General features: G+C 54.6%; 8 protein-coding genes. 6 read left to right on the top strand and 2 right to left on the bottom strand.

Translation table 11 applies throughout. The features are described from left to right. The coding region (locus ACW8F6_RS10740) for a TonB-dependent receptor (protein ID WP_491575865.1) at positions 1 to 1,306 on the top strand (1,306 nt) is incomplete at its 5' end. 216 nt (positions 1,307 to 1,522) lie between these two features. After that, positions 1,523 to 1,861, top strand: coding sequence for a tRNA-binding protein (locus tag ACW8F6_RS10735; protein ID WP_491575864.1), 339 nt, complete (start codon positions 1,523 to 1,525; stop codon positions 1,859 to 1,861). A 122-nt stretch (positions 1,862 to 1,983) separates the two neighbouring features. Here ACW8F6_RS10735 and ACW8F6_RS10730 read toward each other — a convergent pair whose 3' ends face one another. Continuing rightward, on the bottom strand, positions 1,984 to 2,598 hold the full coding sequence (locus tag ACW8F6_RS10730) for a TetR/AcrR family transcriptional regulator (RefSeq protein ID WP_491575863.1): 615 nt from the start codon (positions 2,596 to 2,598) through the stop codon (positions 1,984 to 1,986). Positions 2,599 to 2,873: 275 nt separating this feature from the next. On the opposite strand from ACW8F6_RS10730, the gene ACW8F6_RS10725 reads away from it, so the two are divergent. From ACW8F6_RS10725 to ACW8F6_RS10710, 4 genes are all read left to right on the top strand, one after another. Next, a complete protein-coding gene (locus tag ACW8F6_RS10725; protein WP_491575862.1) occupies positions 2,874 to 4,043 on the top strand; it encodes an efflux RND transporter periplasmic adaptor subunit in 1,170 nt (389 codons plus the stop codon). 118 nt (positions 4,044 to 4,161) lie between these two features. Next, positions 4,162 to 7,335 (top strand): efflux RND transporter permease subunit, encoded by a 3,174-nt coding sequence (locus tag ACW8F6_RS10720; protein WP_491575861.1) that lies wholly within the window; start codon positions 4,162 to 4,164, stop codon positions 7,333 to 7,335. Between the two features lie 231 nt (positions 7,336 to 7,566). Then, complete coding sequence (locus ACW8F6_RS10715; RefSeq protein WP_491575860.1) at positions 7,567 to 7,803, top strand: DUF2789 domain-containing protein; 237 nt, start codon at positions 7,567 to 7,569, stop codon at positions 7,801 to 7,803. Positions 7,804 to 7,947: 144 nt separating this feature from the next. After that, on the top strand, positions 7,948 to 8,682 hold the full coding sequence (locus tag ACW8F6_RS10710; protein ID WP_491575859.1) for a diguanylate cyclase domain-containing protein: 735 nt from the start codon (positions 7,948 to 7,950) through the stop codon (positions 8,680 to 8,682). A gap of 196 nt (positions 8,683 to 8,878) precedes the next feature. Here ACW8F6_RS10710 and ACW8F6_RS10705 read toward each other — a convergent pair whose 3' ends face one another. Further along, positions 8,879 to 11,695 (bottom strand): valine--tRNA ligase, encoded by a 2,817-nt coding sequence (locus ACW8F6_RS10705; RefSeq protein WP_491575858.1) that lies wholly within the window; start codon positions 11,693 to 11,695, stop codon positions 8,879 to 8,881. Positions 11,696 to 11,721: the final 26 nt, after the last annotated feature.

Below are 11,721 nucleotides of genomic sequence, written 5' to 3'. Positions count from 1 at the left end.
CGATGCGTTTGAGCACAACGGTTTTTCAGGTGCCAACGGTTTGAGAAACTTCACCGTGTACGACGGCAAGCTATTGCAAGATGCGGATCAGACCTTCCTGATGGTACAGCAATTGTTGGCGGGCACTAACTTCGAATCCACTGGCAGCCTGCGAGACAACCTCACCGAAAACAAGAGCTATTACGCGCAAATTGACGAAGATACGTCCGCTGCTTACATTCAGGCGGAGCTGGACTTCGACACTGTTCAGGTGATTTTGGGTGGTCGCTATGTGACAACCGATATCAGTTCAACGGCTTATAACGCCGACGGTACAGCCTTGGTGTACGACAGCCAAAGCTACTCGGATTTCCTGCCGAGCCTGAACGCCACCTATCACGTGTCGGAAGAGACGCTGTTGCGCTTTGCCGCCGCTGAAGTTATGCGCCGTCCCGATTTCACTGAGCTGAGTCCCACGTACATTTTCAACTCTGACCGCGTGACGGCCACTCGGGGTAACCCAGGTTTGGAGCCCTACCGCGCTACGCAGTATGACTTGTCTTTGGAGCACTATTTCGGCCGGGGTAATTATGTTTCGGCGGCAGTATTCTATAAAGACGTGGCCTCTTTCCTGAAAGAGGAGCTGTTCTGTGCTTATGATGCCGATGCATTGGCGCAACAGAACACCACGATTTACCAGAATATTTGTATTCGCGATTCGGCGACGGGTCACACACCCAATATCGAGTTTGCGTCCTCTCAGGCGGAGTTTGATCAGCTGTCTGCCGATGGGCGTCGAGGCATTATCACTACCACTAAAACCAATGGTGAGAACGGTAAGGTGCAAGGCTTTGAGTTGGCCTATCAGCACAGCTTTGACTTCCTGCCGGGGCCCTGGTCCGGTTTGGGTGTAAATACCAACTACACCTATGCCGACAGTGAAGATCCGGATGGCGTGCCTTTGGAAGATATTTCCGAGAACACGTTCAATGCGCAATTGTTCTGGGAGTATCAAGGCTTTGGTGTGCGTTTGGCTTACACCTTCCGCGATAAATTCCTGGATACCACCCAAGAGAAGCGTGTGGCGGTAGTGGGCGAGCTGGTTGATCCTTCTGCCGACGACCCAACTATGGGTAACTCCTATCGCGACGATCTGTCGCAGTGGGATTTGGCGGCTAACTGGGATATCAACGACAACGTCGGCCTGGTGTTCAATGTGGTTAACCTTACCGGTAGCCCAACGGTTAACCAGAGCGTGACCGGTACCACTTGGCAGATTCAAGAGTCTGATCGTCGCTACACCTTCGGTGTGCGCGCGAAGTTCTGATAGCGCTGAGTTTTAAGTAATGAAAGGCCGGCACTGTCCGGCCTTTTTTTATGTTCGGCGTTTGCATCACGCGAGCGGCAACTGTGCCGGTTGACGACTCGTTCTGGTTGCTGAGTTGAGCGCCCGGCTTGGCATTGCCTGTGTGTGCCACTACACTCGCCAAAGAACGTGGCCAGCGCGCCGTGCGAATGGTCCAAGCTTTGGTGAGGCGGTTAGATGACAACAATTTCTTGGCAGGATTTTGAGAAAGTTCAACTTTGTGTTGGAACAGTGATTCAGGTGGAGGATTTTCCCGAGGCGCGTAAGCCTGCGTTTAAATTGCATGTGGATTTTGGTGCGGCCATCGGCGTGCGTAAATCCAGCGCACAAATAACCGACTACTACGATAGTAATTCGCTTCTGGGTAAGCAGGTTGTGGCGGTGGTGAACTTTCCGCCAAAACAAATTGGGCCAATGATGTCTGAATGTCTAGTGACAGGCTTTCATCGCGAGGATGGCGGCGTCATATTGGCGGTGCCCGACCAGCCCGTGCCCAACGGCGCGAAACTGGCTTAGTGAAATAATCGGATGTAAGGATCGAGTCGGTGTGGCAAATGTCTCGCAGCGAGAGGCTCGCGCCATTTGTTGTTTGGACTGTTGCGAGCTTGGGTGATGACTGAGGCGGTAGCCGCCGGCAGTTATTGGCCTGTCTGCCAGTGTTCGGGTTTTAGTCCAATGACTCGGTAAATGCCTATGGGCAAATCCCGCTTGATGTTGTCGATATCGCGGGTTATGCGAGCGTGGTTAAAGGCGCCCTGAATGTAGTGCTGTAGCAGGCGCGCCGCTTGGTCGGCGGTAATCTGGCCGTCGAGGTAACCCTGCTGTTCCAGATTCTGAATCAGTGCCAAATTGTACTTGGCGCAGCGCTCCGACATGTTTTGCATGGAACTCACCACCTTTGATTCCCCGCAGCCCACTTGCGTGCCCGCTGCAAAAAACGGGCAGCCAGGCAGGTGTTCTGGGTCGTCGCCAATTTTTCGGTCGTACAGAAATGCAATCCAGCGGTTCAGCTGCTCCAGGGGGCTGTGCATGGGGGAGAGAATGGCGTCCAGGTCTTGTTTTAGTGCATCCCAGTAGTGATTGGTGGCCTCGCAGAACAGCTCGGCTTTGGATTCAAAGTGGTGGTAAAAGCTGCCCTTGGTGACGCCTGCCTGTTTGCAAATCTCGTTGACGCCCACTGCGCTGTAATTACTGTTCCAGATGAGGTCCAGTGCGGTTTCGAGTAGCAGGGTGCGGGTCTGGGCGGCTGTCATAGTGGGGCTCAAGTTTGATTTGCGTCATTGTACCACTGGGTATGTCCTGGAGCGACCAAGATAGACGTACCAAGTGGTTTGTTCACATTATCGTCATATAGGTATGAATGGCAAGTCCTACGCTAGGCCATAAAATTGTAGTAACTACTGGTTATAGCTAGTAGGTCGGGCCTTATCGCAAACAGAAATAGAGAGTGTGTTGACTAGCATACCGACCGGTATGTATTATTCGCGGCATCTTGGAGTAAAAGGCTCTATGTGAGCTGGGAGGAGTAATGCGCGTATCAACGATGTTGGATGTCCAATCTATTCGCTATGGCCTGGCGGTTGCGGTGGTGGCGATGGCGGCGAGTGTGGCTTATGTGAGTCAGCCAGTAGATGCCGGGACCGCCAATACGCCACCTCCGCCGCCCACGGTTGAAGTGATTGAACTAGCGCCAGTGGCCGTGCGCGATTGGGAGTCCTACTCTGGGCGCCTCTCGGCGGTGCAAAGTGTGGCCATTAAACCGTTGGTGGGCGGCCGTATAGAGCAGGTTATGTTCGAAGACGGTCAGCAGGTTTCGCAAGGGCAATTGCTGTTTGTGATAGATCCGCGCCCGCACGCGGCGCGGCGCCAGCAGGCCGAGGCTCAGTTGGCCACCGCCAAATCACGCGCGCAGTTGGCGGCCGATGAGCTGGCTCGCAGCGAGCGCCTGGTGAGACAAAACCTGGTAGCCCAAAGCGTGTATGACGCCGCGCACAGTAATCATCAGGTGGCCCAAGCTGCGGTCTTACAGGCGCAGGCGGAATTGCAGCAGGCCGAGCTTAATCTGGCTTATGCGCACATACGTGCGCCAATTGCTGGTCGTATTAGTCGGGCAGAATTGACTCAGGGCAATGTAGTGGATGCCGGGCCCTCGGCGCCGGTGCTGGCCACAGTGGTGTCGAGTGATTCGCTCTATGCCGAATTTCACGTGGACGAAGCCAGCTATATTCGCTTTGTTCGCAAGACTGCCGAACCGGCGGAGATGCCTGTCGAAATGACCTTGGCCAGCGATGCCTCGGTGACCTATCAAGGGCAAATTGCATCCTTTGACAATCAGCTCGACAGCAATAGCGGCACTATTCGTGCGCGCGCGCTTTTCGAAAATCGCGATGGCGCTCTCACGCCTGGGATGTTTGTAAAGCTGCGTTTGGGTGCGCCTCAATTGCACGATGCTTTGTTGGTGCCAGAGCGTGCCATCGGCACCAATCAAAGCAAAAAGTTTGTCTTGGTGGTGGACGAGCAGAATCTGGCTCAGTATCGCGAAGTGCAAATGGGCGACTTACAGGGCAGTGCGCGCGTGGTGAAGGCAGGCTTGGCGCCGGGAGATCGGATTATCGTCAACGGCTTGTCGCACGTTCGGCCCAATACGCCTGTTAACCCGGTGATAAGTACCGAGTTGGTGGGCGTGCCTGTCTTATAGCTAAGGCGATTGTCTGTGGGGCCCGTGCTTGGCAAGGGCCCGCAATGAAACGCTATATTGCTGGCTGATCAGCGAGCAATTTGCAACCTCTGATTCTATTTTATTCCGGTTATACACCATGAATATTTCCCGTTTCTTTGTGGATCGGCCGATTTTTGCCGGTGTGATTTCGCTGCTGATTTTTATTGGCGGCCTAATTGCCATGTTTCAGCTGCCCATCTCCGAATACCCGGAAGTGGCACCGCCTTCGGTGGTGGTTAATGCATCTTATCCTGGGGCCAACCCCAAGGTGATTGCAGAAACATTGGCCACGCCTTTGGAAGAGCAAATGAGCGGTGTCGAAAACATGTTGTACATGTTTTCACAGGCCACCACCGACGGCCGGCTAACACTCACCGTCACGTTTAAAATCGGTACCGATCCAGACTTGGCGCAGCAAATGGTGCAAAACCGCGTGTCGCGTGCCCTGCCGCGCCTGCCCGAGGTGACGCGCCAAACTGGCGTGACGGTTACCAAAAGCTCGCCCGATCTCACCATGGTGGTACACCTAACTTCGCCGGACAATCGCTACGATGCGCTTTACCTGCGCAACTATGCGCTGGTCAATATCAAAGACGAGTTGGCTAAGGTGTCCGGCGTGGGGATGGTGCGTCTATTTGGCTCGGGCGATTACGCCATGCGTTTATGGCTAAACCCCGAGCAGATTGCCGAGCGCGGCTTAACGGCCAATGAAGTGATTGCCGCCGTGCGCGAACAAAATGTGCAAGTGGCTGCCGGTATTATTGGTGCAGCTCCCATTGGCGGTGGTGTCGATGTGCAGTTGCCCATAAATGCCAAGGGCCGATTAAGCACGCCGGAAGAGTTTGCAGGTATCATCATTCGCGCAGGTGCCGAGGGCGAGATTACCCGCCTGGGCGATGTGGCGCGCATTGAGATGAGCGCTGCAGAGTTTAGCTTGAATTCCATGTTGGACAACCAACAGGCGGTGGCAATACCGATTTTTCAAGCACCGGGCGCAAACGCCATCGATATTTCCAATAGCGTTCGTGCCACCATGGCCGAACTAAAAACTCGCTTTCCCGAGGGTGTGGATTACCAGATAGTGTACGACCCCACGGTGTTTGTGCAGAGCTCGATTACCGCAGTGGTTAAAACCCTGCTGGAAGCACTGCTGCTGGTAGTGCTGGTGGTCATCGTTTTTTTGCAAACCTGGCGGGCATCGATTATTCCGCTGCTGGCAGTACCCGTATCCATTGTGGGTACTTTTGCCTTAATGTGGCTGTTTGGTTTTTCCATTAACACCTTGTCGCTGTTTGGCTTAGTTTTGGCGATTGGTATTGTGGTGGACGATGCGATCGTGGTGGTGGAAAACGTCGAGCGCAACATTGAGGACGGATTGGCACCATTGGCGGCAACTTATAAAGCCATGCAAGAGGTGAGTGGCCCCATTATTGCCATTTCCTTGACCTTGGTGGCGGTCTTTGTGCCCATCGCATTTATCAGTGGCTTAACCGGGCAATTTTACAAACAGTTTGCGTTGACTATCGCCATTTCTACAGTGATCTCGGCGGTGAATTCATTGACCTTGAGTCCAGCGCTGGCGGCGTTGCTACTTAAACCCCACGATGCGCCGAAGGATGCTCTGACGCGCTTTCAGGATAAATATTTAGGCGGTTTTTTTGCGCGCTTTAATCAGTTCTTCCGGCGTGCATCCCTGGGCTACGGCAATGGCGTGAGCGCAATCCTATCGCGTAAAGCCTTAGCAGTTGGGCTCTACTTGGTGTTGTTAGCCCTGACGGCGGTGGAGTTCAATGCCCTGCCCAAGGGCTTTGTACCCGCGCAGGACAAGCAGTACTTAATTGGTTTTGCGCAATTGCCCGACGGCGCAACACTGGCGCGCACCCAGGCGGTCATTACTGAAATGGGGGAGATTGCTCTGGCGGAACCCGGTGTGGCCCACGCAGTGCAATTTCCAGGGTTGAGTATTAATGGCTTCACCAATAGTGCCAGTGCCGGAATTGTATTTTTGCCGTTGGAGTCCTTTGATGCGCGCACCGATGCGGATTTGTCGGCGGCGGCCATTGCGCAGCGATTGCAAATGAAATTTGCCGCTATTCCGGAAGCTTTTATCGCGGTATTTCCGCCGCCGCCAGTGATGGGGTTGGGTACCACTGGCGGGTTTAAGCTGCAAATTGAAGACCGGGCAGGCCTAGGTTACGAGGCGCTGGCCGACGCCGTACAGCAAGTTCAGCAGCAGGCCTGGCAGCGTCCGGAGCTGGCTGCTGTTTACTCCAATTACAAGATTAATGTTCCGCAATTGTATGCCGATGTGGATCGCACCAAGGCGAAGCAGTTGGGGCTCAACATCGGCGAGATTTTTGATACTTTGCAGATTTACCTGGGCTCACTCTACGTGAACGACTTTAACCAGTTTGGGCGCACCTACCAGGTGATTGCTCAAGCCGACGCCCCATACCGAGACTCGCCCAGTGATGCGCTCAAATTAAAAGTGCGCAATCAACAGGGCATGATGGTGCCACTGGGCTCTGTATTGTCGCTGCAAGAGAGTTACGGACCGGAAAGCGCGGCGCATTACAATGGCTACCTGGCCGCGGATTTAAACGGTAATGCCGCGCCCGGCTATTCCAGCGGTCAGGCGCAGGACGCTATCGTCGAGGTACTCAATGCGCATTTGCCGCCGGGCATTGACTTTGAGTGGACGGAACTGACTTACCAAGAAGTGCTGGCTGGTAACACTACGGCGTTTGTACTGCCGCTGTGTTTGCTGCTGGTGTTTTTAGTATTGGCAGCCCAGTACGAAAGCCTGACATTGCCCTTGGTGGTCATAACTATTGTGCCTTTATCTATTTTATCGGCTTTATTTGGCGTTTGGTTGACGGGCGGCGACAACAATATTTTTACCCAAATCAGCTTGTTTGTGTTGGCGGGCCTGGCGAGTAAAAATGCAATTCTTATTGTTGAGTTTGCACGCGAGCTTGAGCTGCGTGGCATGGCTACAGTGCGCGCCGCGATTACCGCCAGTCGTATGCGTCTAAGGCCCATCCTGATGACCTCTTTTGCGTTTATTATGGGAGTAGTGCCCATGGTGTTGTCTACGGGGGCCGGCGCGGAAATGCGCAGTGTGATGGGGGTGGCGGTCTTTTCCGGCATGCTGGGAGTGACCTTTTTTGGTCTGTTCTTCACGCCACTGTTTTATGTGTTGTTGCGCCGATTGAACGCTGACTATCGCACAGTGGACACTAGCCCAGAGGTGGTCGTGCCAACGGCTTAGGGCGTCGAATTGAATTCGGTTGCACAGTTTTGTCAAAAGTGCATAAAAAGGCCCGCTTGCGGGCCTTTTTGTTACTTTGGCCGTTCGCGAATTGAACATTGCCTGACGGCGATTGTCACAGATGTGAGCCAACACCGCTTGCTTGGTGGAAAAGGCCGTCGCCAACTGGGCAATACGGGTGTTGGGATCTATGCTTACACTGTTCATCCACCGACAATCACGGAGGTACCCATGGAAGTTCAACACACGCATCCTATGAGCGAGCTGTTTCAACAACTGGGCATGCCAGATAGCGATGAAGCCATTGAAAAATTCATCGCCACCCACCGATTGAAACACGATGACGGCGAGCTATACCGCGCTATTTTTTGGAGTCCCGCGCAGGCAAAGTTCATCAAAGAGGCTGTGGAGCTGGATGCAGATTGGGCTGAAACCGTCGATGAGCTGGACGCCCGGTTGCGACGCTAGCGCGGTAAATAGGTAGCGCTGTTGATTCACAGGATTTGAAAACCGGGTAGGATGCAACCAGAGCATGCAAGCCGCGTGTCTCCAAGGGCGGGCGAAGCATTGCGCGCTCCGTGCTATTAATCTGATCCGGAGTATGCCTGTCGCGTGATCGACCACCTGAAAAAGACTATCGTAAAGCGCACTGTGCGGGAGTTAGTGATCATCCTGTGTGTGACGGTGTTTAGCTTTATTGTATTTGCCGTTTTTGATGCTACCGAACAGCTAATGGCATGGGCGGTCCGCTACGAATATGTGGAGCTGGACGAAGTATTTTCCCTGGCACTACTTACGTCGTTGATGTTTGCGGTTTTTTCCTATCGCCGCTGGCAGGATGTGCGCCGCTACTCGGTTTACTGTGAAGAGCTGTCAATGATTGATCCCGTTACGCGGTTACCGAATCGGCGCGCCATTATGCGAATGTTGCGGCGCGCTGGAGAGTCGGGTGCGAGCAAGACGGCGGAGTTCCCGCTTAGCTTGGTAGCTGTGTCGGTGAGTGGTCTTGAGTTTCTGCAGACGCGCTTTGGCAGCCAGGTGGCGGATCGGGCCATGCTGGAAGTCTACTACCGGATTTCACTTTTGCTGGCGTCGGAGGCGGTGTTATGTCACCGCAGCGTCAATGAGTGTGTCATCTACTGCCCGAATACTGAGCCAGGTGATGCGCGCTCGCTAGCCCAATCGGTGGGCGCCATAGCCCTGGACTCGATCCCTACAGCGGTGGGTTTACTAACCTTGCAGGCTAGGGCGCTTACGCTATACGCACCCGAGGATGTCGCGCGGGCGCTGGATAATCTGGAGCAGTTATTATTCGATTGTGGCGCCAATGAGGTGCCGTTAATCTGAGGGGGGTACGCAGGGGAGAGGGACTGCTCGGGTTATATTGCGCTGGGAGAGTACATGTGACGCGATCAGGTTGGTTGCTACACCCGCGTCCATGCGGGTGTACTCACAAACAATGCCCAAATTCAACGTTTCTCGCGGTGCCGGATAACTGTGTGCTTGGTCGGACCAGAGCGTAAGCGGGTCAAGCGGGCCAAAGTCACAGGCTAGCCATTTTTTCCTTCTGCTCCTGCAGTTTGCCTGCTTGCTCTTGTAGGGCGGCAAGGTGGTCTCGCTCTTTGGCCACGACCTCTTCCGGCGCTTTGTCCACAAACTTGGGGTTATTCAGCTTGCCTTCCGTTTTTTGAATGTCTTTGGCGAGCTTTTCCAGCGCCTTATCGAGTCGCGTGAGTTCGGCATCTTTGTCGATAAGGCCGGCCATCGGTACCAGTAATTCCATTTTACCCACCAGGGCTTTCGCCGACAGGGGGGCATCGTCCATGCCGAGTAAGGTAATGGCGTCCAAGTTGGCCAGCTTGGTGATAAAGGCGCGGTTTTCCTCAATGCGACGTTGCTCATCGGCGTCGGCATTTTGTACTAACAGGGGAATAGCTTTGCCGGGGCTGATGTTCATTTCACCGCGAATGTTGCGCACCGATTCCACTACTTTTTGAATCCACTCCAGATCGGCAATGGCCTGTGGGTCTATCTTGGATGCATCGGCTAAGGGGAAGGCCGCATGCATGATGGTGTCACCTGATTGCCCGGCCAGGCCTTTGACTTTTTGCCAGATTTCTTCGGTGATAAACGGCATCATCGGATGGGCTAATCGCAGGGTGGTCTCCAGTACGCGAATCAAGGTGCGGCGAGTGCCTTTCTTCTGCGCGGGGCTGGCATTTTCATCCCAGAGTACGGGCTTGGAAAGCTCCAGGTACCAGGCGCAGTATTCGTTCCAGATGAAGTCGTACAGTGCCTGGGAGGCGAGGTCTAAGCGGTAGTTGTCGATACCATCTTTGACGGCCTGCTCGGCCTGCTGCAGTTTGGAAACAATCCACTTGTCGGCCAGTGACAACTCATAGTCGGTGCTGTCGGTCGCTTCCGGCGTCCTGCCTCCCGCGACACTCGCGCTATCCTGCGCATCGTCTTGCCCGCAATCGTGACCGTCGCAGTTCATCAGCACATAGTTGGTGGCGTTCCAAATTTTGTTGCAGAAATTGCGGAAGCCTTCGATGCGCCCTACATCAAATTTAATGTCGCGGCCAGTGGAGGCGAGCGAATAGTAGGTGTAGCGCAGTGCGTCGGTACCGTAGGCGTTAATGCCCTCGGGGAACTCCTTGCGGGTTTGCTTTTCAATTTTTTCTTTCAGGTGCGGTTGCATGAGGCCACCGGTGCGTTTGGCCACCAGTGATTCCAAATCGATGCCGTCGATCAGATCAATGGGGTCCAGCACATTGCCCTTGGACTTGGACATTTTCTGGCCCTGGCTGTCGCGCACCAAGCCATGCACATACACGGTGTGGAAGGGGATTTCCTTTCTGAAGTGCAGCGTCAGCATGATCATGCGCGCCACCCAGAAGAAGATGATGTCGAAGCCAGTGACCAGTACATCGGTGGGGTGGAAGGTTTTCAACTCTTCGGTATTTTCCGGCCAGCCCAGGGTGCCAAAGGTCCACAGCCCAGATGAAAACCAGGTGTCGAGCACGTCGTCGTCTTGCTTCAGAGTAACGTCGTCGGCGATGTTGTTTTCCGCGCGCACGTCCGCTTCCGAGCGACCCACGTAAATATTGCCTTCGGCGTCGTACCAGGCGGGAATGCGGTGGCCCCACCACAGCTGCCGCGAAATACACCAGTCCTGAATATCGCGCATCCAGGAGAAGTACATGTTTTCGTACTGTTGCGGTACAAATTTGATGTCGCCATCCTCCACCGCTTTGATCGCTTGCTCAGCGAGCGGCGCGGTTTTTACGTACCACTGATCGGTGAGGTAGGGTTCGATCACCACGCCGGTACGATCGCCGCGGGGCACTTTCAATACGTGATCGTCGATTTTTTCCAGCAGCCCCAGTGCTTCAAAATCCGCCACGATTTGCTTGCGCGCAGCAAAGCGCTCCATGCCGCGGTATTTCTCCGGCACGTCATCGTTCAGATCGGCATCGTCGGTGAGGATGTTGATGATGGGCAGATTGTGGCGCTTGCCCATTTCGTAGTCGTTAAAATCGTGCGCTGGGGTGATTTTCACACAGCCAGTACCGAAGTCTTTGTCGACGTAGTCGTCGGCAATGATGGGGATTTCGCGATCGGTGAGCGGTAATTTGATCATTTTACCCACGAGCTTTTTGTAGCGCTCGTCTTCCGGGTGCACGGCCACGGCGGTATCGCCCAGCATGGTTTCCGGGCGGGTGGTGGCCACAACCACATGGCCGGAGCCGTCTGCTAACGGGTAGCGGAAGTGCCACAGAAAACCCTTTTCTTCTTCGCTGATGACTTCCAGGTCAGACACGGCGGTGTGCAGCTTGGGGTCCCAGTTCACCAGGCGCTTGCCGCGGTAAATCAGGCCATCTTTGTAGAGCTGAATAAATACTTCCTGCACGGCTTTGTAAAAGCCGTCGTCCATGGTGAAGCGCTCGCGCGACCAATCGGGGCTGGCGCCTAAGCGCCGCAGCTGGCGGGTGATGGTGCCGCCGGACTCCTCCTTCCACTCCCACACCTTTTCCAGAAATTTCTCGCGCCCCAGATCGTGGCGGGAAATGCCCTGGGCATCCAGCAATCGCTCAACCACCATTTGGGTGGCGATGCCGGCGTGGTCGGTGCCCACTTGCCAGAGGGTGTTTTTGCCCAGCATGCGGTTATAGCGAATCAGGGCGTCCATGATGGACTCCTGGAAGCCGTGGCCCATGTGCAAGCTGCCCGTGACATTGGGCGGCGGGATCATGATGCAGAAGGGGTCACCTTCACCAGAGGGTTTGAAGTAGCCCTCGGATTCCCATTTCTGGTACCACTGAGTTTCGATGTTGGCGGGTTGGTAAGTCTTGTCCATCTGGCTCTCAACGCGTTGGGCCCCGG

The sequence above is a fragment of the Simiduia sp. genome (assembly GCF_058345725.1).
Note: the sequence above shows the minus strand (reverse complement) of the source record. Positions and strands in the feature narration are given on the sequence as shown.

Excerpts from the sequence above, each read along its gene's own strand:
- ACW8F6_RS10735 (WP_491575864.1), top strand. The coding sequence starts at position 1,523 with ATGACAACAATTTCTTGGCAGGATTTTGAGAAAGTTCAACTTTGTGTT.
- ACW8F6_RS10730 (WP_491575863.1), bottom strand. The coding sequence starts at position 2,598 with ATGACAGCCGCCCAGACCCGCACCCTGCTACTCGAAACCGCACTGGAC.
- ACW8F6_RS10725 (WP_491575862.1), top strand. The coding sequence starts at position 2,874 with ATGCGCGTATCAACGATGTTGGATGTCCAATCTATTCGCTATGGCCTG.
- ACW8F6_RS10720 (WP_491575861.1), top strand. The coding sequence starts at position 4,162 with ATGAATATTTCCCGTTTCTTTGTGGATCGGCCGATTTTTGCCGGTGTG.
- ACW8F6_RS10715 (WP_491575860.1), top strand. The coding sequence starts at position 7,567 with ATGGAAGTTCAACACACGCATCCTATGAGCGAGCTGTTTCAACAACTG.
- ACW8F6_RS10705 (WP_491575858.1), bottom strand. The coding sequence starts at position 11,695 with ATGGACAAGACTTACCAACCCGCCAACATCGAAACTCAGTGGTACCAG.